This window comes from Lentzea sp. NPDC060358 (assembly GCF_042725365.1).
Lineage (GTDB): Bacteria > Actinomycetota > Actinomycetes > Mycobacteriales > Pseudonocardiaceae > Lentzea.
The window spans coordinates 1-21677 of the sequence record NZ_JBHXCW010000132.1 but is presented as its reverse complement, the minus strand read 5'-3'; the positions used below and the strand labels follow the sequence as shown (position 1 = coordinate 21677).

Sequence of the window (21677 nt, the reverse complement as noted above, 5' to 3'; positions counted from 1 at the left end):
GTTCCCGGCAGTGCGGGAACGCGGCCTCGCGCGTAGGGGTCGCTAGGGGTGCTTAGTGGAACGAGTCGCCGCAGGCGCACGAACCGCCCGCGTTCGGGTTGTCGATCGTGAAGCCCTGCTTCTCGATCGTGTCCACGAAGTCGATGACCGCGCCTTCGACGTAGGGCGCGCTCATGCGGTCGACGGCGACCTTCATGCCGTTGAAGTCCACCAGCGCGTCACCGTCGAGCGAGCGCTCGTCGAAGAACAGCTGGTAGCGCAGGCCCGCGCAACCACCGGGCTGGACGGCGATGCGCAGGTGCATGTCGTCGCGGCCCTCCTGGTCGAGAAGCGCCTTGGCCTTGACGGCGGCCGCGCTGGTCAGCGTCACGCCGTGGCTGGGCGCCTCGGAGGTCGAAGCGGCATCCTGAGCGGTCGTCATGGCTCTCCTAAGAGGTCCTTTGCGGGCGGTTCACCCATCAACAACACGGGCGTGCCCCGCCTTGTTCCTCTCCCATGGTCCCACAACGGACAGCCCTGACGCCCCGGGTGTCGAGTGTCACGTGGACCACGCTCGAGCCAGCCGATATATCAGCGCGACCACATATCAGCGCGACCACATATCAGCGCGACCACATATCAGCGCGACCACATATCAGCGCGACCACATATCAGCGCGACCACTGCGCGGCCACGTGCCGTGCCGTCGCGACGAGGCTTTCGCGGGGCTCCGCGATGGACCGCTCCACGGAGCCGACGTGCTCGGAGACCGAGTAGGCCTCCTGGACGCCGGCCGCGCCCATCTCGCGGCGGCCGACGCTGACCTGGCCCGCGACGGCGACGCACGGGAGGCCGCGCTCGGCCGCGCCCGCGGCGACGGCGGTGACGAGCTTGCCGCGCAGCGACTGCCAGTCGAAGCTGCCCTCGCCGGTGATGACGACGTCGGCGTCGTCGAGCGCGGCGTCGAGGCCGGTGAGCTCGCGCACCAGGCCCGCGCCCGATCGCACCGTCGCGCCCAGTGAGAGGAGGGCGGCGCCGAGGCCACCGGCCGCTCCCGCACCCGATATATCGGATACGGGCTTGAGCACGTCCATGGCGGCGAGCTTGGCTTCGAGCCTTTCGACGGCTTCCGGCGAGGCGCCCTTCTGCGGTCCGAACGTGCGCGCGGCGCCGTGCGGACCGAGGAGCGGGTTCTCCACGTCGGACGCGGCGACGAGCGATATGTCAGTCAGGTCGCCGCCGGCGTCGGACAGCGCCGCGAGCAGGCCGGCGCCGCCGTCCGTCGTTCCCGACCCGCCGAGGCCGACGGTGATGACGTCGTGGCCGGCCGCCGCGGCCGCGATGAGCTCGCCGACGCCGCGCGTCGTCGCCGTCTCGCACGACTGCGCACGCAGCTCCACCGGGATGAGGTGCAGCCCGCACGCCTCGGCCGACTCGACGTAGGCGACGCGCCGGTCGTCCGCGCGGACGCTGAGCCAGCGGGCTTCGACGGGCTCGCCCAGCGGTCCCGTGACACTGATATATCGGATATCGGCGTCGCCGTCGGCGAAGGCGGCGTGCAGGACGTCGACGAAGCCGGGGCCCCCGTCGGCGAGCGGGCGCCGGACGACGACGTCGTCGGGCTTGGCCTCGTGCCAGCCCGCGGCGATGGCGTCGGCGGCCTCGCGGGCGGTCAGGGTGCCGCCGAAGCAGTCCGGGGCGATGAGTACGCGCACCTCGCGAAAGGTACAGAAATCCCGCTGCCTTACCCTGGTGGTGTGAGGTTCCTCCGCCGCAACGCCGACGACACCGCGACCACCGAGACGCCCGAATCGGGTGTCGAGCTCGCCGAGCCGCTCGACAGGGCGCGCACCGCGGGCAAGGGCAAGGCGACGCCCAAGCGGCGTGAGGCTCAGAACAGGCGCAGCGGCCCGGTCCCGCCGCCGCCCCGCACGCAGCGCGAGGCGTTCAAGCGCATGCGCGGCAACAAGGTGAGCAAGGAAGAGCGCCGTGCCGCGGCCACCGAGCGCCGCCAGCGCATGATGGCGGGCGAGGACAAGTACCTGCTGCCGCGCGACCGCGGTCCGGTGAAGGCCTACATCCGCGACCTCGTCGACTCGCGGCGCAACCTCATGGGCCTGTTCATGCCGCTCGCCGTCCTGGTGTTCGTCGCGCTGCTCACGCCGTCGCTGGCCGTGCAGCGCTACGCGACGCTCGCGACGACGTTCATGCTGATCGCGATGGTCATCGAGGGCCTGGTCCTGGGCCGGATCGTCACGCGCAAGGTGCGGGCGAAGTTCCCGACGGAGCCGATCAAGGGCATCTCCATCGGCTGGTACTCCTTCATCCGCGCGAGCCAGCTGCGGCGCCTGCGCGTGCCGAAGCCGCGCGTGAAGCCGGGCGAGGCCATCAAGTAAGCAGCACCCCGTGCTCGAGCTGCCGGAGCGGCTGCGGTGGGACCACAACGCGTGGTACCGCCGCTGGCTGCTCCGGCAGTTGCCGTCCGGGGCCGGTTCCGCGCTGGACGTCGGCTGCGGGCTCGGCGACCTGGCGCGGTCGATCCGGGCCGGCGAGGTCACCGCGATCGACGCCGACGCGCGCATGGTCGAGCGGGCGAGCGCGACCAGCGACCGGGTGCGGTGGATCCACGGCGACGTGCTGACCCACGACCTCGGACGCTACGACGTGGTCACCGCCGAGGCGAGCCTGCACCACCTGCCGTTGCGTGAAGGGCTGGCGCGGCTCGCCGGCCTCACGAAGCCGGGCGGGCTGCTCGTGGTCGTCGGGCTCTACCGGCTGTCGACGCCCGCCGACCTCGCGATGGAGGCCTTCACCCTGCCCGCGAACGCCGTCGTCGGTCTCGCGAAGGCGGTGACGGGTGGCGGCGGCAAGCCGCACGACCCCGAGATGCCGGTCGTGCTGACGTTCCCGGCGTTGCCGGAGGTGCGCGCGGCGGCCGCCGAGATCGTGCCCGGCGCCCGCATCCGCCGGCGCGTGTTCTGGCGGTACTCGCTGGTCTGGCGCGCGCCGGACGTTCCTTAGCAGGACGAACGATTTCGGCTAGGCTCGGCTCATGAAGTTCCGTCGACTCGGCCGCAGCGGCCTGTCCATCAGCGAGATCTCGTACGGCAACTGGCTCACCCACGGCTCCCAGGTGGAGGAGGAGCAGGCGCACGCCTGTGTGAAGGCGGCGCTGGAGTCGGGCATCACCACCTTCGACACCGCCGACGTCTACGCCAACACCGCCGCCGAGTCGGTCCTCGGCAGGGCCCTCAAGGGCGAGCGGCGCGAGTCGCTCGAGATCCTGACCAAGGTCTACTGGCCGACCGGTCCAGGTGGCCCCAACGACCGCGGCCTCGGCCGCAAGCACGTGATGGAGTCGGCCCACGCCTCGCTCAAGCGCCTGCAGACCGACTACGTCGACCTCTACCAGGCCCACCGGTACGACCACAGCGTGCCGCTGGAGGAGACGATGCTGGCGTTCGCCGACCTCGTCCGCCAGGGCAAGGTCCTCTACGTCGGCGTGTCGGAGTGGACCTCCGAGCAGATCACCCGCGGCGCGGCGCTCGCCCGCGAGCTGAAGGTGCCGTTCGTGTCGCACCAGCCGCAGTACTCGATGCTGTGGCGCGTCATCGAGCCGCAGGTCGTGCCCACCTGCGAGCGCGAGGGCATCAGCCAGATCGTCTTCTCCCCCATCGCGCAGGGCATCCTGACCGGCAAGTACCTGCCGGGCGCCGAGGCGCCGGAGGGCTCGCGGCTCGCCGACGAGCGCGGCTCGAAGATGATCGCGCGCTGGATGACCGACGACGTGCTCAACGCCGTGCAGAAGCTCAAGCCGATCGCCGACGGGCTCGGCATCACGATGGCGCAGCTCGCCGTCGCGTGGGTGCTGAAGAACCCGAACGTCGCCTCGGCGATCATCGGCGCGTCGCGGCCGGAGCAGGTCGTGGAGAACGTCAAGGCGATCGACGTGGAGCTGGACGACGACGTGCTCGCGCAGATCGACGGCGTCCTCGAGGGCGTCGTCACCGACGACCCGCGGCTGACCGCCCAGGGCTGAGCCCGGGCCGTCCTAACCGGCCGGGTGCAGGCTCATCGGGCCGTACACCTCGGATTCCGAGCGCAGCAGCGTGACCTGCTCGACCCCGGCGTCGAGCAGGTCGCTCCACCCGGCGCTGAACCACTCCTCGGCCTCGGTCTGGTCGGCGAACGTCACATCCGGCCCCGCGACGTCGCGTCCGTGTGCATCCTGGTAGCGCCACCGGTATTCCATGGACGAAGGCTAACTCTTGTCATCTCGGACGCTCGTGCTCGGCGGAGCGCGTTCAGGCAAGTCAGCGCACGCGGAAGGGCTGCTCACGGAAGCGGCCGTGACCTACGTCGCCACGGCGCGCAGATATCCCGACGACCCCGACTGGGACGCGCGCATCGCGCTGCACGTCTCGCGTCGCCCGTCCACCTGGCACACGGTCGAGGCGTCGGCGCCGTCGGACCTGCCCGCCCTGCTCACCGCCACCTCCTACGACGACCCGCCGATCCTGGTCGACGACTTGTCGACGTGGCTCGTCAGCGTCCTGGACGACACCCGCGCGTGGGAGGGGGGCGCCGCCGAGGCCGTCGACCGGGAGGTCGACTCGCTCGTGCGGTCGGTCGCCACCTGCCGGACGCGGCTCGTGCTCGTGACGGCGGAGGTCGGCCTCGGCGTGATCCCCTCCACCCGCTCGGGCAGACTCTTCCGCGATCACCTCGGTGCGCTCAACGCGCGCGTCGCCGAGGTGTGCGACGAGGTCACCCTGCTCGTCGCCGGCATTCCACTGAAACTGCGTTAGGAGCGACAGGTGAGCACCGAGTTCCCGTCGGTTGAACCGCCGGACGAGGCCGTTCTGCGCGAGGCCGAGGCACGGCACGCGGTGCTGACCAAGCCGGTCGGCTCGCTCGGGCGGCTCGAGGAGCTGGGCAACTGGGTCGCGGCCTGCCAGGGCGTCGTGCCGCCGAAGCCGTTCGTGCGGCCGCGCGTCGTCGTCTTCGCGGGCGACCACGGCGTCACCGCGCAGGGCGTCTCGGCGTTCCCGAGCGAGGTGACCGGGCAGATGGTCGCGAACTTCCTGACCGGCGGCGCCGCGGTGAACGTGCTCGCGCAGGTCGCGGGCGCCACCGTGCGGGTCGTCGACATGGCCGTCGACGCCGACACCCCGGCCGCGGTCAGCCAGCACAAGGTGCGGCGCTCGTCCGGGTCGATCGACCGCGAGGACGCGCTGACCCGCGAGCAGTGCGAGCTCGCCGTCGCGGCCGGCCGGGCCGTCGCCGACGAGGAGGTCGACGCGGGGGCCGACGTGCTCGTCGCGGGCGACATGGGCATCGGCAACACGACGCCCGCCGCCGTGCTGATCGCGTCGCTGACCGGGTCGGAGCCCGTCTCCGTCGTCGGGCGCGGCACCGGCATCGACGACCAGGCGTGGATGCGCAAGACGGCGGCGATCCGCGACGCGCTGCGCCGGGCCCGGCTGTCGATCAGCGACCCGGTCGCGCTGCTGGCAACGGCCGCCGGCGCCGACATCGCCGCGATGGCCGGGTTCCTCGCCCAGGCCGCCGTGCGCAAGACGCCGGTCGTGCTCGACGGCGTCGTCGTCGGCGCGGCCGCGGTCGTCGCCGAGGAGCTGGCGCCGGGCGCGCGCCGGTGGTGGGTGGCCGGGCACCGGTCCGCCGAGCCCGCGCACGCGATCGCGCTCGGGCACCTCAGCCTCGAGCCGCTGCTGGAGCTCGACATGCGGCTCGGCGAGGGGTCCGGTGCGGTGGCGGCGCTGCCGTTGCTGATCTCGGCGGTGAAGGTGCTCTCGGAGATGGCGACGTTCGAGAGCGCCGGGATCACCAACCGGGAATGAAGCTCGCGCTCAGCTGGCTGACGGTCCTGCCGCTGCGCGTCGACGACGTCGACCGCACGGCGGCGGGACGGGCCATCGCCTGGACCCCGGTCGTCGGTGCGCTGCTCGGCGCGTTCGTCGTCGGCGTACTCCGACTCCTGGCGATATCCGATATATCAGCGCTCGTTGCCGGGTTTCTAGCCGTCGGTGTCGTCGCGCTGGCGACCCGCGGCATGCACCTCGACGGGCTGGCCGACGTCGCCGACGGGCTCGGCTGCTACGGACCGCCCGAGCGGGCGCTGAAGGTCATGAAGGACGGCGGCGCCGGACCGTTCGGCGTCGTGTCGTTGATCGTCGTGCTGGGAGCGCAGGCCGCCGCGCTCCCCCACGCGCACTGGGGCGTCGTGCTGCTCGCGTTCGCGACGAGCCGGGCGGCGTTCGGGATCTGCTGCCTGCGGGGCGTGCCTGCCGCACGGCCTGAGGGACTGGGTGCGCTCGTCGCGGGAACGCAGCACCCGGTGCTGGTCATCGGCACGTGGGTGGTGCTTGCCGCGGCGGCGGTTCCGCTCGGTGTCCGTGCCGTCGTCGCCGTCGTCGTCGCGGGCGCGCTGACGTGGCTGCTCGTGAGGCACACCGGAAAGCGTTTCGGCGGCATCACCGGTGATGTGCTCGGTGCTGCCGCCGAAATCGCGCTTCTGGCCGTGCTGGTGATCGCCTAGGACCTGAGGGTCGTCATCCAGCCGTGGGTGTCCGCGACGTGGCCGTGCTGGAGGCCGGTCAGGCGCTCGCGCAGCTTCGCCGTCACCGACCCGGTGCCGCCGTCGGCGATGTCGAACTCGCCACCGGCGTGCTTGACGTGGCCGACCGGCGTGATGACCGCGGCCGTGCCGCAGGCGAAGACCTCGGTGAGCTCACCGGAGGCGTTGGCCTTCTCCCACTCGTCGGTCGAGATCCGGCGCTCCTCGACGGTCAGGCCGAGGTCGGAGGCCAGCTCCAGCAACGAGCTCCGGGTGATGCCGGGCAGCAGCGTGCCGGTCAGCTCCGGGGTGACGACCTTGTCGCCGAAGACGAAGAACAGGTTCATGCCGCCCATCTCCTCGACCCAGCGGCGTTCCACCGCGTCGAGCCAGACGACCTGGTCGCAGCCCTTCTCGGCGGCTTGTGCCTGGGCCACGAGGGAAGCGGCGTAGTTGCCCGCGAACTTGGCCGCGCCGGTGCCACCGGGGGCCGCGCGGACGTACTCGGTCGAGAGCCACACGCTCACGGGCTTGACGCCGCCCGCGAAGTAGGAGCCGGCGGGCGAGGCGATCAGCACGTAGAGGTACTCGGACGAGGGTCGCACGCCGAGGCCCTTCTCCGTGGAGATCATGAACGGCCGGAGGTAGAGGGACTCCTCCTCGGCCGACGGCACCCAGCGCTCGTCGGCCGCGAGGAGCTGCCGCACGGACTCCAGGAAGAGCTCGTCGGGGAGTTCGGGCATCGCCATGCGGCGGGACGAGGCGCGGAAGCGCTCGGCGTTCGCCTCGGGGCGGAAGGACGCGATCGCACCGTCGGGCTGCCGGTAGGCCTTGAGCCCTTCGAAGATCGCCTGGCCGTAGTGCAGCACCATTGCCGCGGGGTCCAGTGCGAGGGTGGCGTACGGGCCGACTTCGGCGTCGTGCCAGCCCTTCTCGCGGTTCCAGCGGATCGTCACCATGTGGTCGGTGAAGTGCTGCCCGAAGCCCGGCTTGGCAAGTACCTCCGCTACGCGCTCCGGGGTCGCCGGGTGCGGGTGGGGAGTCCGGGTGAAAGGCAACTCGCTCGTCATGGGTGCACGGTAACCCGCAGGTCGGGATACGGAAAATCCTCTTCCCAAAACTCGGACGTCCTACTAAGTGAAGCTCTATAGAGTCCCCGGTCATGACCAAGGAAGAAGGATCTTCGACGGGTGCCGACGTCCGCACCGTCTCCCAGGCCGCGCTGCTCGTCCTGGGCACCGGCATGACGCTGCTCGACGGCTGGGTCGTCGGGGGTGTGGGAGGGGTCGTCGGCGCGGTCTTCCTCGCCGTCTTCTTCCTGGCCATCTACTACGGCATCGGCAAGGACAAGCCCTCTACGAACGGCCGGGTGTACGGGCTGGCGGTGTGCGTGGGGGTGACGCTGCTCGTCTTCTTCTCAGTGACGCTGTCAGGCTGATCAGCCCGGTGCCCGCCCCGAGCCCCGCCAGCGAGACGAGCAGCGCGGGCACCGGCGTGCTCATCGCGAGCAGCACCGAGAGCCCGAGCCCGAGGCAGGCGGTGCGCATGGGCCACGTGCGGTCGTTCTGCAGCAGGACGCGGGCCGAGGCGTTGGTGAAGGCGTAGTAGAACAACGTCGAGCAGGCCGCCACGCCCAGCGCCGTCGCCGGGGGCAGGACCACGACGGCGGCGGCCGTGGCCGCGACCACCAGGACCGTGCGCGCGATCGGCCCGAGCCGCGCCGGCAGTTCGCCGTCCTCGGTGAGCCCGGTCAGGGTGCGGTGCGCGGAGCCCAGGACGAAGTGGAGCGCGGCCACCCCGGCGACCGCCGCGGCGATCTGCACGAGCGGCACCAGCACCGACGCGTCCGCCGCGACGAGCGTGTCCCGCAACGGCGCGGGCGACAGCGCGAGGCGCACGCTGCCGAGCTGGCGCAGCACCGCGGCGCCCACGGCCAGGCAGACCGCGAAGGACAGTCCGATCAGGACCGGGATCGCGACCCTCAGCGCCGCCACCGGGTGCGGCCGCTCGCCGCGCAACGGGGCGGTGACGCGCTCGAACCCCGTGAACGCCACGAAGAGCACGCCGGCGACGCCGATCAGTTCCTGGGCGGTGCCCGTCTCCCCCGCCGACGGCACCGGCGCGATCGAGAAGCTCGCCGCGACCACGAGCGCGAGCACGCCGAGGACGAGCAGCGAGACCGCGACGCTGACACCGGTCGTGAAGCGGAAGCCGGCCGCGCCCAGCAGAACCGTGGCGACGACGAGGGCCAGCGCGCCGAGCACCGGCTGGCCCGGCACGACGTAGGCGCCGAACATCGCCGCGATCGCCGCGGCCATCGCGCACCGCCCGAGCAGGTGAGCGCTCGCCGTCACCCGTGCGGGCAACACACCGAGCTGCGCACGTACGTATCCGTAACCACCGGCGGCGTCGGGCAAGGCCCGCGACTGGCCTGCGGTGGAGTAGGCGCAGCAGAGGGCGGCCGCCGCGGAGAGAGCCAGCGCCGGGAGGGACCACCAGCCCGCAAGTGCTGCCGCAGGGGCGAATCCGGCGAAGACCCCCGCGCCGAGCACTGCGGGAAGACCGAGCGCGACCGTGGTGGCGATCTCGCGTGGCGTGTGGGTCACGGGTACACGTTCTCAGATGCGGCATCCGGCCGTAACCACCCGGTCGAATGATGAGCGAAACGGGCGAATCGCCACGGTGAGCAACTGTGAACGTCACGGATTGCGTCGAACGTGGCGGGGCTCGGCATGCCCGGAGCAGTCCGACCTTTAGCATGGGTCACGATCCCGAGCCCCCGAACGCACAACCCTGGAGCAGCACGTGACAGCCCCGAAGCTGGCCCTCACCGAGGGTGACCTGAGCACCACCGCCGCGGACGCAGTCGTCGTGGGCACCCTGCAGGGTGCGGACGGTCTGGAGCTCGCCCCCGGTGCCGAAGCTGTCGCCGCCGCGTTCGACGGCGCGCTGCTCGACGTGCTGGGCACGCTGCGCGCGTCCGGCAAGGCCGACGAGCTCGTGAAGGTGCCGACGTTCGGCAAGATCGCCGCTCCGCTCGTGCTGGCCGTCGGCCTCGGCAAGACTGCGGGCGAGGACCAGGTCCGCCGCGCGTCCGGTGTGGCCGCCCGCGCGCTGGCCGGCAAGAAGCGCGCCGTGAACACGCTCGCCGCGCTGCACGTCGGTGCCGCCGCCGAGGGCACGCTGCTCGGCGCCTACTCCTTCACCGAGTACAAGTCCGACAAGGGCGAGGGCCCGGTCGTGAAGGTCGACCTGCACGCCGCCGGTTCCAAGGAGAACAAGGCCGCGCTGAAGGCCGCCGTCGCGATCGCCGAGTCGGTCGCCATCGCGCGCGACTTCATCAACACCCCGCCGAACGACCTCTACCCCGGCTCGTTCGCCGACCGCGCCGCGAAGCTCGCCACCGCGGCCGGCCTCGACGTCGAGGTGCTCGACGAGAAGGCGCTGAAGAAGCAGGGCTTCGGCGGCATCCTGGGCGTCGGCGGCGGGTCCACGCGCCAGCCGCGCCTCGTGCGCATCTCCTACAAGGGCACCAAGGCCACGAAGAAGGTCGCGCTCGTCGGCAAGGGCATCACGTTCGACACCGGCGGCATCTCGATCAAGCCGGCCGCGGGCATGGACGAGATGACCTCGGACATGTCGGGCGCCGCCGCGATCGTCGCCACGATGGTGCTCGCCGCGAAGCTCAAGTACCCGCTGGAGATCATCGCGTCGATCCCGATGGCGGAGAACATGCCGTCCGGTGACGCCTACCGCCCCGGCGACGTGCTGACCATGTACGGCGGCAAGACCGTCGAGGTGCTCAACACCGACGCCGAGGGCCGCCTGATCCTGTCCGACGCCATCGTGCGCGCGTGCGAGGACGGCCCGGACTACCTGATCGAGACCTCGACGCTGACCGGTGCGCAGGTCGTCGCGCTCGGCAAGCGCACCGCGGGCGTCATGGGCTCGGACGAGTTCCGCGACCGCGTCGCCACGATCGGCACCGCCGTCGGCGAGTCGGCGTGGCCGATGCCGCTGCCCGAGGAGCTGCGCGCCGACCTCGACTCGCGTCTCGCGGACCTCGCGAACGTGACCGGGCACCGCTGGGGCGGCATGCTCGCCGCGGGCCTGTTCCTGCGCGAGTTCGTGGCCGAGGGCGTGCAGTGGGCGCACATCGACGTCGCCGGCCCGGCGTTCCACACCGGTGGCCCGTACGGCTACATCTCCAAGGGCGGCACCGGCGTGCCGGTCCGCACCATCGCGGCCGTGCTGGCGGACATCGCCGCCCGCGGCTGATCGGCTCCACTCGCGACGGGCGGGGGTCCTCCGGGGTCCCCGCCCGTCGGCACGTCGGGACAAGGGCCTTGAGTCTCAAGCCACCTGAGGCCGCAGAGTCGTCGCCATGACCACGAAGCTGTACCCCATCGGGGACGTCGCACGCCGCACCGGCCTGAGCGTGAGCGCCATCCGGTTCTACGCCGACGAGGGCGTCGTCACGCCCACGAGCCACACCGACAGCGGCTATCGGCTCTACGACATCGAAGCGATCGCACGGCTGGAACTCGTGCGCACCTTGCGCGATCTCGGTGCGAGCCTGGAGGACGTGCGCCGGCATCTGGCCGACGAGACGTCGTTGCACGATCTCGCCGCCATGCACCTCGTGATCGTCGAACGGGAACTGCGGCACCTGAAGGCACGGCGAGCCGTGTTGCGCACGGTCGCCCGTGAGAAAAGCGATGCGCGGCAAGTGGCGTTGATGCACGAGCTCGTGTCGATGTCCGATGAGGACCGTGAGCGGTTGCTCGACGAGTTCTGGACCGAGGTCACCGACGGCCTCACCGTGCACCCGGCGTTCGTCGAGCACCTGCACCGGATGCGGCCCGAGCTTCCCTGGGAGCCGGAAACCGGTCAGCTGCAGGCGTGGATCGAGCTCGCCGACCTGGTGCGGGACGCGGACTTCCGCTCCGAGGTGCGCGAGTTCTTCCACGCGAGCTTCGCCTCGCCGCGGGCGTTCGCGGCCACGAGTCCGGAGAGGATGGCGGCCGTCGAGGCGCACCGGCTGGTCGAGGTCGAGGCGCGGGAGGCCGAACGGGCCGGGGTCGCACCGGACTCACCGCGCGGGCGTGAGATCGCCGGGCGGTTGCTCGCCTCGCTCGCCGGGCTGTCCGGGCGGGCACCGGAGCCGGGGCTGGTGACGAACGCACCCGACCCCGTCGTGGACGCGCACGCGCGCGAAGCCATCGCGAAGTTCGGCGGACTGCTGGAGCGGTACGCGGCACTGACCGAGACGATCAGCGGCAGGCCCCTGCCGGACTTCGGCGACACCGGCGTGAGCGACGAGTGGCTCGCCGCCGCGCTGGCCGACGGCTAACCGTTGCCGAGCTTCTTCTGACGCGCGGTGTAGTCGCGCATGCGCTTCGGGTAACCGACGATGCCGGCGTCGTAGATCGGCATGCTCAGTTTGCGCGCGAACGACCGCGCGGCGTCGGGGGAGGCGACGCGGCGGCGGGTCCACTCGCCGTCGTGGGCGACCAGGACCACAGTGGTTTCGGTCACCGTGGTCTTCGGCTCCACGTAGGCCTCGACGCCCTGCCTGCTCGCGGCCCACTTCTCGAGGTGGCTCGTGTCCTGCCCCGAGGCCGTCCGCAGCACACCTGGACGTGACTTCCTGCGAAAACGGTCGAACAGCCCCATCGGGCACCTCCTGCGCTTCCCGCCACCATGGTGCCAGGAAAGGGTGTTATGAGTAGGTGAATGATCAGGATCGTGACGTGGTGCCGCATGCCGGATCACCGCGCCCGGACAACTAGTGACAAGATGGCCGCGTACCTCGCGCGCACCCGCGCGTAGTAAGTAATCCCGAGGAGATCCGAAGTGACTTCGCCGGAACTGGAGTCGGCCACCAACGCCGATCTCGTCATCCTCGGCGGTGGTTCAGGTGGCTACGCCTGCGCGTTCCGCGCCGCTGAGCTGGGCCTGTCCGTCGTCCTGGTCGAGAAGGACAAGCTGGGTGGCACGTGCCTGCACCGCGGCTGCATCCCGACCAAGGCGCTGCTGCACGCGGCCGAGGTCGCGGACAACGCGCGTGAAGGCGACCAGTTCGGCGTGAAGTCCTCGCTCGAGGGCATCGACATCGCGGGCGTCAACTCCTACAAGGACGGCGTGGTCTCGCGCCTCTACAAGGGCCTGCAGGGACTCGCGAAGGCCAACAAGGTCACGCTCGTCGAGGGTGCGGGCACGTTCGTCGGCCCGACCACCGTCGAGGTGAACGGGCAGCGCTACACCGGCAAGAACGTGGTCCTCGCGACCGGGTCGTACGCCCGGAGCCTGCCCGGTCTCGAGATCGGCGGCCGGGTCATCACGAGCGACCAGGCGCTCAACCTCGACTTCATCCCGGAGAAGGCCGTCGTCCTCGGCGGCGGTGTCATCGGCGTGGAGTTCGCGAGCGTGTGGCGCTCGTTCGGCGTGGACGTCACCATCGTCGAGGCCCTGCCCCGCCTGGTGCCCGCCGAGGACGAGTACGCGTCGAAGCAGCTCGAGCGCGCGTTCCGGAAGCGCGGGATCAAGTTCAAGACCGGCGTGAAGTTCACCGGCGCCACCCAGTCCGACTCGGGCGTGTCGATCACGCTGGAGAACGGCGACGTCCTCGACGCCGACCTGCTGCTCGTCGCGGTCGGCCGCGGCCCCAACAGCGCCGGCCACGGCTACGAGGAGGCCGGCGTCCAGATCGACCGCGGCTTCGTCGTCACCGACGAGCGGCTGCGCACGACGCTGCCGAACGTCTACGCCGTCGGCGACATCGTGCCCGGCCTGCAGCTCGCGCACCGCGGCTTCCAGCAGGGCATCTTCGTGGCCGAGGAGATCGCGGGCCAGAACCCCAAGGTGATCGACGAGGCGGGCATCCCGCGCGTCACCTACTGCAAGCCCGAGGTCGCCTCCGTCGGTCTCACCGAGGCCGCCGCGAAGGAGAAGTACGGTTCCGCGGAGACGTTCGTCTACGACCTCGCGGGCAACGGCAAGAGCCAGATCCTCAAGACCGCCGGTGGCGTGAAGCTCGTCAAGGCGCCCGACGGCCCGGTCGTCGGGATCACCATGGTCGGCGAGCGCGTCGGCGAACTCATCGGTGAGGCCCAGCTGATCTACAGCTGGGAGGCTTACCCGGACGACGTGGCTCCGCTGATCCACGCCCACCCGACCCAGACTGAAGCCCTCGGCGAGGCGTTCCTCGCCCTGGCCGGCAAGCCGCTGCACGTGCACGGCTGACCGTTCCCCACACAAAGTCAGCCACACGAGAGCACGAGGAGTCAGCGAACAATGGCCTTCTCCGTCCAGATGCCCGCACTCGGTGAGAGTGTCACCGAGGGCACGGTCACCCGGTGGTTGAAGCAGGAAGGCGACCGGGTGGAGGTGGACGAGCCGTTGCTCGAGGTGTCCACCGACAAGGTCGACACCGAGATCCCCTCCCCCGCGGCGGGCGTCCTGCAGAAGATCGTCGCCCAGGAGGACGACACCGTCGAGGTCGGCGGTGAGCTCGCGGTCATCGGCGACGGTGACGGCGGTTCGTCCGGCTCGGCCCCGGCTCCCGCCCAGGAGTCCGCTCCCGAGCAGCAGGAGGAGCCGCAGCAGACGCAGCCGTCGCCGCAGCAGCCCTCCGAGGAAGCCCAGGAGGCTCCCGCGGCACCGGCGCAGTCCGGCGGTTCCGCCGAGGGCACCGACGTCACGATGCCCGCGCTCGGCGAGTCCGTCACCGAGGGCACCGTCACCCGCTGGCTGAAGCAGGTCGGCGACAGCGTCGAGGTCGACGAGCCGCTGCTCGAGGTCTCGACCGACAAGGTCGACACCGAGATCCCGTCGCCGGTCGCGGGCACGCTGCTCGAGATCGTCGCCGGTGAGGACGAGACCGTCGAGGTCGGCGGCAAGCTCGCCGTCGTCGGGTCCGGCAGCCCGGCCCAGTCCTCGGCGCCCGCCCCGGAGTCGAAGCCCGAGCCGAAGCAGGAAGCCCCGAAGCAGGAGGCGCCGAAGCAGGAAGCGCCCCAGCAGGAGGCCCCCCAGCAGCAGGCACCGGCTCCGCAGGCCGCGCCGAAGCAGGAAGCGCCGAAGCAGGAGGCGCCCGCCGCGTCCTCGGGCGACGACGCGAACGGCACGCCGTACGTCACGCCGCTCGTGCGCAAGCTCGCGTCGGAGAACGGCATCGACCTGGGCTCGCTGAAGGGCACCGGCGTCGGTGGCCGCATCCGCAAGCAGGACGTGCTCGCGGCCGTCGAGGCCAAGAAGGCCCCGGCTCCCGCGCCCGCCGCCGCTCCGGCCGCCGCGGCTCCGGCTCCCGCCGCGCGCACCTCGGCCCCGGCCGCGGTCGACAACTCGGGCAAGCGCGGCACCGTGCAGAAGCTCCCGCGCCTGCGCCAGATCGTCGCGCAGCGCACCCGCGAGTCGCTGCAGCAGTCGGCCCAGCTCACGCAGGTGTTCGAGGTCGACGTCACCAAGATCGCCCGGCTGCGCAACCAGGCCAAGAAGGCGTTCGAGGCGCGTGAGGGCGCGAAGCTCACGTTCCTGCCGTTCTTCGCCAAGGCCGCCATCGAGGCGCTCAAGGCCCACCCGGTGCTCAACGCGTCGATCGACGAGGAGCGCAAGGAGGTCACCTACCACGGTGCCGAGCACCTCGGCCTGGCGATCGACACGGAGCGCGGCCTGCTCAACGCCGTGATCCACAACGCCGGTGACCTGAACCTGTCGGGCATCGCCCACAAGATCGGCGACCTGGCGGCGCGCGCCCGCTCGAACAAGCTCACCCCGGACGAGCTCGCCGGTGGCACGTTCTCGCTGACCAACCTCGGCAGCAACGGCGCCCTCTTCGACACCCCGATCATCCAGCAGCCGCAGGTCGGCATCCTGGGCGTCGGCGTCGTGAAGAAGCGCCCGGTCGTCATGACCGACGAGGACGGCAACGACACCATCGCGATCCGTTCGATGATGTACCTCGCGCTCACCTACGACCACCGCCTGGTCGACGGTGCGGACGCGGGCCGCTTCCTCACGACGGTCAAGAACCGTCTCGAGGAGGGCGCGTTCGAGGCCGACCTCGGTCTCTGACGCACTTCCGCAGGTGATCCGTTGGCCACCCCGGTCCGTCCGGGGTGGCCTTCGGCACATTCGTGCCACTGTGCACGTCACGGCCCGGTGCGGAACGATCTGTGCATGCGAGTTGTCATCGCGGGATCGTCGGGCCTGATCGGAACGAGCCTGGTGGCGTCGATGCGCGCCGCCGGCCACGAGGTGCTGCGGCTGGTGCGCCGCAAGGCCGCCGCGCCCGACGAACGCGGCTGGGACCCGTACGCCGGTCGCATCGACGACGGGACGTTCGACGGCGTCGGCGCCGTCATCAACCTCTGCGGCGCGGGCATCGGCGACAAGCGGTGGGACGACGCGCGCAAGCAGGTCCTGCACGACAGCCGGGTCGTGCCGTCGGAGGTGCTGTCCGCGGCGGTCGTCGAGCACGGCGTTCCGGCGCTCGTCAACTCCTCCGGCGCGCACTTCTACGGCGACACCGGCTCGCGGCTCGTGGACGAGGACGCCCCCGGCGGGCACTCGTACCTGTCGCGGCTGACCCAGGACTGGGAGTCGGCGACGGCGGCCGCCCGGCAGGGCGGCGTGCGGGTCGTGCTGCTGCGCACGGCCGTCGTCATCTCGCCGTCGGGCGGGGTGTTCGGCAAGCTCAAGCCGGTGTTCCAGTTCTTCCTGGGCGGGCGGCTCGGGTCCGGCGAGCAGTTCTTCCCGTGGGTGTCGCTGGACGACATCGTGTCCATGTACCGGTTCGTCACCGAGCACGAGGAGATCCGCGGTCCGGTCAACGCCGTCGCGCCCACTCCGGTGACGAACGCCGAGTTCACCAAGGCCGTCGGGCACGCGCTGAACCGGCCGACGCCGTGGGCGGTGCCGGCGTTCGCGCTCAAGACGCTGCTCGGGGCCGAGATGGCGCAGGAATTGCTGCTGACCGGGCCGGGCCTCACGCCGAAGGCGCTGGAGTCCCACGGGTTCACGTTCCTGCACCCGGCGCTGCCGTCCGCACTGAACGCGGCGGTCGCATGACCCGTGCACTCGCCGCCGTGCTGGTCATCTCGTGGGTCCTGCTGGGACTTCCCGAGACGACCCCGTTGGACGTGTGGGTGCACGACGCGCTGCCGCGGCCGGAGTGGCTGCGGGCGACGGCGTTCGCGGTGAGCCTGGTGATGGGGCCGACGCTCGGCTGGGCGTTCGCGGCCGTGCTGTTCGTGCTGGCCTGGCGGCGGCGCGACCCCCGGTTGTGGAAGGCGCTGGCGCTGCACGCGCTGTGCACGGCGACGGTGCTGACGAGGTTCCTGTTCGACCGGGTGCGGCCCGTCGAGTACCACCTGCCGAGCTACCCGAGCGGGCACACGGTGGCGGTCGCGTCGGTCGGGTTCACGATGGTGGTCCTGCTCAAGCGCGGGGTGCTGTGGGCGGCGCTCGCGGTGCTGGTGGCGGGGTTCGCGCGGATCGTGCTGGAGATGCACTGGGTCACCGACGTCATCGGTGCCGTGCTGGGTGTGACGGGCGTCGGGCTCTTGGCCGCCATGGCGCTGGGGTTGGTAACGTCGGGTCGTGAACTCGTGTCGCACCTCGGCAGACCCCGTCACCATCCGTGAGCTGGGGCTCATCGACTACCTGGCGGCGTGGGACCTGCAGAAGGACGTGGCCCGGGCCCGTGCCGACGGGTCCGGTCCGGACACCCTCCTGCTGCTCGAGCACCCGCCCGTCTACACCTGCGGCAAGCGCACCCTCGACGAGGAGCGCCCGCGCGGGGGCAGCACCCCGGTCGTCGACGTCGACCGCGGCGGCAAGATCACCTGGCACGGCCCCGGCCAGCTGGTCGGCTACCCGATCGTCAAGCTCGCCGACCCGATCGACGTCGTCGACTACGTGCGGCGGGTCGAGCAGGGCCTGATCGAGGTGTGCGACCGGCTGGGCGTGCACACCGGCCGGGTCGAGGGCCGCAGCGGCGTGTGGCTGCCCGCCGACGACCGCGGTCCCGAGCGCAAGGTCGCCGCCATCGGCATCCGCGTGCAGCGCGGCGTGACCATGCACGGCTTCGAGATCAACTGCAACGCGAGCCTCGACGCGTTCGGCGACATCATCCCGTGCGGCATCAAGGACGCAGGCGTCGCCTCGCTCTCGCACGAGCTGGGCCGGGACGTGACGGTGGCCGAGGTGCTGCCGCTCGCCCGTGACGCCGTGCTCGCGGCGCTCGACGGAACGCTCCCCCTGACGGACCGCACTTTGCCCCGTTCTGGCCCCGTCGCTCCGGGTATCACCTTCGCTAGCATTCCGTAGCCCTGCGGCGGGGAGCCGCAGGCTCGCGGAGGAGGGTGCGTCGTGAGGTTGTCCCGACGCCAGTTGTTCACGGCTGCCGGTGTGGCGGCGTTAGCGGTCGGTACCAGCACGAACGTCGCGGTGGCGGCCGCGCCCGTGCGCGCGTGGAGCGGTGAGGTCGAGCTCGCCGAGTGGGAGCGCTACTACCTGGGGCTCGACGGCGGCGCCCACCAGAGAGCGCTCGCCGCGCTCGGCATCGCGTGCCGTGACGGGGTCCGCGCCGACGAGCAGTACCTGCGGGTGCCGGTCGAGTCCGTCCGGCGAGCGGCGCTCGAGTTCGGCGACCACGCGGCCGCCGACGTGCTGCGCGACCGGTTCGGTCTCGACTCGCCGTCGATGCTCGGGCAAGGGCTGGAGCTCGTGCTGGGCGAGGCCGGCCTGGAGAAGCGCTACCTCGACGACCCGGCGCTCCAGCTGCGATACATCGGATATCGGCGACGGCGCGCGAACCGCGTGCTGGCGATGCCGCCCGCAGTCCGCGCTGCGCTCGCCTGATATCCGATATATCAGACGAGCTGCGGCACCACGTCCATCGCGACGTCGGTCAGGTGGTCGAGGTCGGACAGGTCCAGGACCTGCAGGTAGACCCGCTGGACGCCGGTGGCGTCGCGCCACCGGCCGAGGCGGTCGACGACCTCGGCCGGGGTGCCGGCGAGCCCGTTCTCCTTGAGCTCGTCCACCTCGCGGCCGATGGCGGCGGCCCGGCGGGCGACGTCGGCGTCGGTGCGGCCGACGCACGCGACGAGCGCGACCGAGCGGATGATCTCCTTCGGGTCGCGGTCGATCTCGGCGCACGCGGCGTCGACGCGGGCGAACTGCGCCACGGCCTCGTCGACGCCGACGAACGGCAGGTTGAACTCGGTGGCGTAGGAGGCCGCGAGGGCGGGGGTGCGTTTGGCGCCCTTGCCGCCGATGATCACCGGAATGCGGTCCTGCGCGGGCTTGGGCAGTGCGGGCGAGTCGGTGAGCGAGTAGTGCTCGCCCTCGAAGGAGAACGTGCCGCCGAGCGGGGTCTCCCACAGGCCGGTGATGATCGCGAGCTGTTCCTCGTAGCGCTCGAACCGCTCCCCCAGCGCCGGGAACGGGATGCCGTACGCGGTGTGCTCGGCCTCGTACCAGCCGGCACCGATGCCGAACTCCACGCGGCCGCCGGACATCTGGTCGACCTGGGCGACGCTGATGGCGAGCGGTCCGGGGTAGCGGAACGTCGCGGCGGTCATCAGCGTGCCCAGGCGGATCCGCGTGGTGTCGCGGGCCAGGCCCGCGAAGGTGATCCACGGGTCCGTCGGGCCGGGCAGTCCGTCGACCGACCCCATGTGGAGGTAGTGGTCGGAGCGGAAGAAGGCGCCGTACCCGGCGTCCTCGGCCGTCCTCGCCACGCGGAGCAGGTCGTCGTAGCTCGCCCCCTGCTGGGGCTCGGTGAAGATGCGCAGTTCCACGGGATGAACTTAGTCCGTGGAAAAGCGCGGTGCAGGCACTGCGGCGCCTTCCTGCGTGAACACCCCGCGGGCCACGAGGTGCGGGTGCGCGGACGCCTCCCGCAGCGTCAGCACCGGGGTCACGCAGGCGTCGGTCGAGGCGAACACGTCCGCCCACTCGTCGCGGGTCCGCGTCAGGAACACCTCGGCGAACGTCTTGCGCAGCACCGGCCAGCCGTCGCGGTCGAGCTGCTCCGGCAGGTCGGCGGCGTCGAGCCCCAGACCGGCCAGCAGCAGCGCGTAGAACTGCGGTTCCAGCGAGCCCACCGCGACGGACCGGCCGTCCGCGCACTCGTAGATCGAGTAGAACGGGCACCCGCCGTCGAGCAGGTTCGCGTCCGGCGCGTCCTCCCAGACCGACTGCGCCTTCATCGACCAGATCATCTGCGCGAGCGACGCCACCCCGTCGACGATCGCCGCGTCGACGACCTGGCCGAGGCCGGTGCGCTGCCGTTCCCACAACGCCGCGAGCACGCCCAGCACCAGGTACAGGGACCCGCCGCCGAAGTCGCCGACGAGGTTGAGCGGCGGCTTGCCGATCGCGTGCAGCACCCCGGTCACCGACAGGTAGTTGATGTCGTGGCCGGCGCGCTGGGCGAGCGGGCCGTCCTGGCCCCAGCCCGTCATCCGCGCGTAGACGAGCCGCGGGTTGACCGCGAGGCAGTCGGACGGGCCCAGCCCCAGCCGTTCGAGCACGCCGGGGCGGAAGCCCTCGATCACCACGTCGGCCCCGGCGACCAACGACAGCACGGCGGCGCGGCCCTCGGGGGACTTCAGGTCCGCGGACACCGAACGCCTGCCGCGCAACAGGAAGTCGCGCGAGGCGTCCGGCACCACGGACAGGCCACCGGACGGGCGCTCGACGCGGGTGACCGCCGCGCCGAGGTCCGCGAGCAGCATCGCGCCGTGCGGGCCGGGCCCGATGCCGCCGAACTCGACGACCTCCAGGCCCTGCAACGGACCCATGTCAGGCTTCGAACGACAGGCGCGGCGTGAAGATCGCGCCGGTGGACTCCGCCAGGCCGCGCATGGCCTTCGCGTGGTTGCCGAAGTCCGGGTGCCCCAGCGCGGCGCGCAGGGCGTCGGCGCTCTCCCACAGGGCGATGTTGATGTACGACGCCGGGTCGTCGAGCTGGCGCGAGAGCGTGTACCGGATCAGGCCCGGCTGCTCGCGGAGGAAGGCCGCGGTGGAGTCGAAGGCCTTCTCGAACTCCTCGGCGTCACCGGTGAGCGTGAAGCGGTTGAGGAAGGTGATCATGAGGTGGCTCCTCCAGAAGCGGTGTCATACCAGGGAAAACCATGCCCACCGCCTCTTGAGACGTGCTCAAGGAACGACCGCCACGCTCTGCACCATGCGCATCATCGATCTGTCTTCCCACATTGACGCATCCGCGTACGAAGCGGACCCGGTGACGCACGAGGTGCTCACGGCCGCCCAGGGTGCCGAACACATGGCCGAGCAGCTCAAGGCGAGGCTCGGCATCGAGTTCGACGTGTCCGTGCTGCGGGACTCCGAGTTCCTCACGCTGGACCGGATCAGCCTGACCTCGCACACCGGGACGCACGTCGACGCGCCGTCGCACTACGGCTCGAAGACCACCTACGGCAACGGCACCCCGCGCCACATCGACGAGATGCCGCTGGAGTGGTTCCACAACCCCGGCGTGAAGCTGGACGTCCGCGGCCACGGCACCGGCGTGATCGGCGTCGAGGTGCTGGAGAAGGAGTTCGCGCGCATCGGCTACACGCCGAAGCCGATGGACATCGTCATCCTCGACACCGGCGCCGCCGAGCACGCGGGCACCCAGACCTACTTCACCGACTACACCGGACTGGACGGCCCCGCCACGAACTTCCTGCTGGACCTGGGAGTCAAGGTGATCGCGACCGACGCGTTCAGCCTCGACGCGCCGTTCCCGGACATCGTGAAGCGCTACCTGCAGACGAAGGACGAGAGCGTGCTGTGGCCCGCGCACTTCGCCGGCCGCGACCGCGAGTACTGCCAGATCGAGCGCCTGTCGAACCTGGAGGCGTTGCCGGACTTCGGTTTCACCGTCGTGGCGTTCCCGGTGAAGATCAAGGGCGCAGGCGCGGGCTGGACCCGCGCGGTGGCACTGCTGGACGACTGAAACCGGACAACCGTTCCTCAAGTGAGAGCTGAATCACCATACCTACCTTCGTAGGCATGGAAAACAGCGACATATGGCCACCCGAGAACGAAGACCACATCGTCCGAGGCATCGACTAGCAGCACAAAAGGGCCGCCCTCCCAGGAG

The 21677-nt window shown here is 71.2% G+C and carries 25 protein-coding genes; 16 read left to right on the top strand and 9 right to left on the bottom strand.

Translation table 11 applies throughout. The features are described 5' to 3' along the window. Positions 1 to 52: 52 nt before the first annotated feature. Positions 53 to 421 (bottom strand): iron-sulfur cluster assembly accessory protein, encoded by a 369-nt coding sequence (locus ACFWGZ_RS25405; protein WP_330849724.1) that lies wholly within the window; start codon positions 419 to 421, stop codon positions 53 to 55. Positions 422 to 650: 229 nt separating this feature from the next. Continuing rightward, a complete protein-coding gene (locus tag ACFWGZ_RS25400) occupies positions 651 to 1694 on the bottom strand; it encodes a glycerate kinase (protein ID WP_382454075.1) in 1044 nt (347 codons plus the stop codon). 42 nt (positions 1695 to 1736) lie between these two features. Between ACFWGZ_RS25400 and ACFWGZ_RS25395 the strand changes: the two genes are divergently transcribed. Genes ACFWGZ_RS25395 through ACFWGZ_RS25385 form a run of 3 tightly spaced genes read left to right on the top strand, consistent with a single transcriptional unit; the run spans position 1737 to position 4018 of the window. After that, positions 1737 to 2375, top strand: a complete 639-nt coding sequence (locus ACFWGZ_RS25395) for a DUF3043 domain-containing protein (RefSeq protein WP_382454074.1) — start codon at positions 1737 to 1739, stop codon at positions 2373 to 2375. A gap of 10 nt (positions 2376 to 2385) precedes the next feature. After that, a complete protein-coding gene (locus ACFWGZ_RS25390; protein ID WP_382454073.1) occupies positions 2386 to 3000 on the top strand; it encodes a class I SAM-dependent methyltransferase in 615 nt (204 codons plus the stop codon). Positions 3001 to 3031: 31 nt separating this feature from the next. Next, positions 3032 to 4018 carry an aldo/keto reductase family protein gene (locus tag ACFWGZ_RS25385; RefSeq protein WP_382454072.1) on the top strand — a complete coding sequence of 329 codons (987 nt, stop codon included), beginning with the start codon at positions 3032 to 3034 and terminating at the stop codon, positions 4016 to 4018. A gap of 12 nt (positions 4019 to 4030) precedes the next feature. Here the strand turns inward: ACFWGZ_RS25385 and ACFWGZ_RS25380 are convergent, their stop codons facing one another. Then, the gene (locus ACFWGZ_RS25380) at positions 4031 to 4231 is read right to left on the bottom strand and encodes a hypothetical protein (protein ID WP_382454071.1); all 201 of its coding nucleotides are present in this window, start codon (positions 4229 to 4231) and stop codon (positions 4031 to 4033) included. A gap of 16 nt (positions 4232 to 4247) precedes the next feature. On the opposite strand from ACFWGZ_RS25380, the gene cobU reads away from it, so the two are divergent. Genes cobU through cobS form a run of 3 tightly spaced genes read left to right on the top strand, consistent with a single transcriptional unit; the run spans position 4248 to position 6538 of the window. Next, positions 4248 to 4787 carry a bifunctional adenosylcobinamide kinase/adenosylcobinamide-phosphate guanylyltransferase gene (gene cobU / locus ACFWGZ_RS25375; protein WP_382454070.1) on the top strand — a complete coding sequence of 180 codons (540 nt, stop codon included), beginning with the start codon at positions 4248 to 4250 and terminating at the stop codon, positions 4785 to 4787. 9 nt (positions 4788 to 4796) lie between these two features. Continuing rightward, on the top strand, positions 4797 to 5840 hold the full coding sequence (gene cobT / locus ACFWGZ_RS25370; RefSeq protein ID WP_382454069.1) for a nicotinate-nucleotide--dimethylbenzimidazole phosphoribosyltransferase: 1044 nt from the start codon (positions 4797 to 4799) through the stop codon (positions 5838 to 5840). Continuing rightward, entirely contained in the window at positions 5837 to 6538 is a 702-nt protein-coding gene (gene cobS / locus ACFWGZ_RS25365; protein WP_382454068.1) for an adenosylcobinamide-GDP ribazoletransferase, read from the top strand. Before cobT ends, cobS begins: the two co-directional genes overlap by 4 nt. Here cobS and ACFWGZ_RS25360 read toward each other — a convergent pair. Next, positions 6535 to 7626 carry a branched-chain amino acid aminotransferase gene (locus ACFWGZ_RS25360; protein ID WP_382454067.1) on the bottom strand — a complete coding sequence of 364 codons (1092 nt, stop codon included), beginning with the start codon at positions 7624 to 7626 and terminating at the stop codon, positions 6535 to 6537. The genes cobS and ACFWGZ_RS25360 overlap by 4 nt on opposite strands. A 92-nt stretch (positions 7627 to 7718) precedes the next feature. Between ACFWGZ_RS25360 and ACFWGZ_RS25355 the strand changes: the two genes are divergently transcribed. Continuing rightward, positions 7719 to 7994, top strand: a complete 276-nt coding sequence (locus ACFWGZ_RS25355; RefSeq protein WP_382454066.1) for a hypothetical protein — start codon at positions 7719 to 7721, stop codon at positions 7992 to 7994. Here the strand turns inward: ACFWGZ_RS25355 and ACFWGZ_RS25350 are convergent. Beyond that, positions 7912 to 9162 (bottom strand): amino acid permease, encoded by a 1251-nt coding sequence (locus tag ACFWGZ_RS25350; protein ID WP_382454065.1) that lies wholly within the window; start codon positions 9160 to 9162, stop codon positions 7912 to 7914. The genes ACFWGZ_RS25355 and ACFWGZ_RS25350 overlap by 83 nt on opposite strands. A 199-nt stretch (positions 9163 to 9361) precedes the next feature. Here ACFWGZ_RS25350 and ACFWGZ_RS25345 point away from each other — a divergent pair, with 199 nt between their 5' ends. Both ACFWGZ_RS25345 and ACFWGZ_RS25340 read left to right on the top strand, forming a co-directional pair. After that, entirely contained in the window at positions 9362 to 10834 is a 1473-nt protein-coding gene (locus tag ACFWGZ_RS25345) for a leucyl aminopeptidase (protein WP_382454064.1), read from the top strand. Between the two features lie 106 nt (positions 10835 to 10940). Continuing rightward, positions 10941 to 11909 carry a MerR family transcriptional regulator gene (locus tag ACFWGZ_RS25340; RefSeq protein ID WP_382454063.1) on the top strand — a complete coding sequence of 323 codons (969 nt, stop codon included), beginning with the start codon at positions 10941 to 10943 and terminating at the stop codon, positions 11907 to 11909. Here ACFWGZ_RS25340 and ACFWGZ_RS25335 read toward each other — a convergent pair. Next, positions 11906 to 12232: an oxidoreductase gene (locus ACFWGZ_RS25335; protein ID WP_330849738.1), complete on the bottom strand. Its 327-nt coding sequence runs from the start codon at positions 12230 to 12232 to the stop codon at positions 11906 to 11908. The two genes, ACFWGZ_RS25340 and ACFWGZ_RS25335, sit on opposite strands and share 4 nt — an antisense overlap. A 180-nt stretch (positions 12233 to 12412) precedes the next feature. On the opposite strand from ACFWGZ_RS25335, the gene lpdA reads away from it, so the two are divergent. From lpdA to ACFWGZ_RS25305, 6 genes are all read left to right on the top strand, one after another. Next, complete coding sequence (gene lpdA / locus ACFWGZ_RS25330; RefSeq protein ID WP_382454062.1) at positions 12413 to 13801, top strand: dihydrolipoyl dehydrogenase; 1389 nt, start codon at positions 12413 to 12415, stop codon at positions 13799 to 13801. A gap of 51 nt (positions 13802 to 13852) precedes the next feature. After that, positions 13853 to 15628 (top strand): 2-oxoglutarate dehydrogenase, E2 component, dihydrolipoamide succinyltransferase, encoded by a 1776-nt coding sequence (gene sucB, locus ACFWGZ_RS25325; RefSeq protein ID WP_382454061.1) that lies wholly within the window; start codon positions 13853 to 13855, stop codon positions 15626 to 15628. 105 nt (positions 15629 to 15733) lie between these two features. Then, positions 15734 to 16624, top strand: a complete 891-nt coding sequence (locus ACFWGZ_RS25320; protein ID WP_382454060.1) for a TIGR01777 family oxidoreductase — start codon at positions 15734 to 15736, stop codon at positions 16622 to 16624. Continuing rightward, a complete protein-coding gene (locus ACFWGZ_RS25315; RefSeq protein ID WP_382454059.1) occupies positions 16621 to 17199 on the top strand; it encodes a phosphatase PAP2 family protein in 579 nt (192 codons plus the stop codon). The genes ACFWGZ_RS25320 and ACFWGZ_RS25315 overlap by 4 nt, the downstream gene beginning before the upstream one ends. Next, the gene (lipB, locus tag ACFWGZ_RS25310) at positions 17156 to 17884 is read left to right on the top strand and encodes a lipoyl(octanoyl) transferase LipB (protein WP_382454058.1); all 729 of its coding nucleotides are present in this window, start codon (positions 17156 to 17158) and stop codon (positions 17882 to 17884) included. Before ACFWGZ_RS25315 ends, lipB begins: the two co-directional genes overlap by 44 nt. A 42-nt stretch (positions 17885 to 17926) precedes the next feature. Next, a complete protein-coding gene (locus ACFWGZ_RS25305) occupies positions 17927 to 18418 on the top strand; it encodes a hypothetical protein (protein WP_382454057.1) in 492 nt (163 codons plus the stop codon). Positions 18419 to 18429: 11 nt separating this feature from the next. Here ACFWGZ_RS25305 and ACFWGZ_RS25300 read toward each other — a convergent pair whose 3' ends face one another. Genes ACFWGZ_RS25300 through ACFWGZ_RS25290 form a run of 3 tightly spaced genes read right to left on the bottom strand, consistent with a single transcriptional unit; the run spans position 18430 to position 20659 of the window. Beyond that, a complete protein-coding gene (locus tag ACFWGZ_RS25300) occupies positions 18430 to 19362 on the bottom strand; it encodes an LLM class F420-dependent oxidoreductase (protein WP_382454056.1) in 933 nt (310 codons plus the stop codon). A gap of 9 nt (positions 19363 to 19371) precedes the next feature. Next, positions 19372 to 20367, bottom strand: coding sequence for a CaiB/BaiF CoA transferase family protein (locus ACFWGZ_RS25295; RefSeq protein ID WP_382454055.1), 996 nt, complete (start codon positions 20365 to 20367; stop codon positions 19372 to 19374). Between the two features lies 1 nt (position 20368). After that, on the bottom strand, positions 20369 to 20659 hold the full coding sequence (locus tag ACFWGZ_RS25290) for an antibiotic biosynthesis monooxygenase family protein (protein WP_382454054.1): 291 nt from the start codon (positions 20657 to 20659) through the stop codon (positions 20369 to 20371). Between the two features lie 94 nt (positions 20660 to 20753). On the opposite strand from ACFWGZ_RS25290, the gene ACFWGZ_RS25285 reads away from it, so the two are divergent. Then, complete coding sequence (locus ACFWGZ_RS25285) at positions 20754 to 21530, top strand: cyclase family protein (protein ID WP_382454053.1); 777 nt, start codon at positions 20754 to 20756, stop codon at positions 21528 to 21530. Positions 21531 to 21677 lie beyond the last annotated feature (147 nt).

What these genes read in the sequence shown, in the direction of transcription:
- ACFWGZ_RS25320 (WP_382454060.1), top strand. Translation starts at nt 15,734, where the DNA reads ATGCGAGTTGTCATCGCGGGATCGTCGGGCCTGATCGGAACGAGCCTG.
- cobS (WP_382454068.1), top strand. Translation starts at nt 5,837, where the DNA reads ATGAAGCTCGCGCTCAGCTGGCTGACGGTCCTGCCGCTGCGCGTCGAC.
- ACFWGZ_RS25335 (WP_330849738.1), bottom strand. Translation starts at nt 12,232, where the DNA reads ATGGGGCTGTTCGACCGTTTTCGCAGGAAGTCACGTCCAGGTGTGCTG.
- sucB (WP_382454061.1), top strand. Translation starts at nt 13,853, where the DNA reads ATGGCCTTCTCCGTCCAGATGCCCGCACTCGGTGAGAGTGTCACCGAG.
- ACFWGZ_RS25290 (WP_382454054.1), bottom strand. Translation starts at nt 20,659, where the DNA reads ATGATCACCTTCCTCAACCGCTTCACGCTCACCGGTGACGCCGAGGAG.
- ACFWGZ_RS25340 (WP_382454063.1), top strand. Translation starts at nt 10,941, where the DNA reads ATGACCACGAAGCTGTACCCCATCGGGGACGTCGCACGCCGCACCGGC.
- ACFWGZ_RS25355 (WP_382454066.1), top strand. Translation starts at nt 7,719, where the DNA reads ATGACCAAGGAAGAAGGATCTTCGACGGGTGCCGACGTCCGCACCGTC.
- ACFWGZ_RS25360 (WP_382454067.1), bottom strand. Translation starts at nt 7,626, where the DNA reads ATGACGAGCGAGTTGCCTTTCACCCGGACTCCCCACCCGCACCCGGCG.
- ACFWGZ_RS25380 (WP_382454071.1), bottom strand. Translation starts at nt 4,231, where the DNA reads ATGGAATACCGGTGGCGCTACCAGGATGCACACGGACGCGACGTCGCG.
- ACFWGZ_RS25385 (WP_382454072.1), top strand. Translation starts at nt 3,032, where the DNA reads ATGAAGTTCCGTCGACTCGGCCGCAGCGGCCTGTCCATCAGCGAGATC.
- ACFWGZ_RS25285 (WP_382454053.1), top strand. Translation starts at nt 20,754, where the DNA reads ATGCGCATCATCGATCTGTCTTCCCACATTGACGCATCCGCGTACGAA.
- ACFWGZ_RS25405 (WP_330849724.1), bottom strand. Translation starts at nt 421, where the DNA reads ATGACGACCGCTCAGGATGCCGCTTCGACCTCCGAGGCGCCCAGCCAC.
- ACFWGZ_RS25295 (WP_382454055.1), bottom strand. Translation starts at nt 20,367, where the DNA reads ATGGGTCCGTTGCAGGGCCTGGAGGTCGTCGAGTTCGGCGGCATCGGG.
- ACFWGZ_RS25315 (WP_382454059.1), top strand. Translation starts at nt 16,621, where the DNA reads ATGACCCGTGCACTCGCCGCCGTGCTGGTCATCTCGTGGGTCCTGCTG.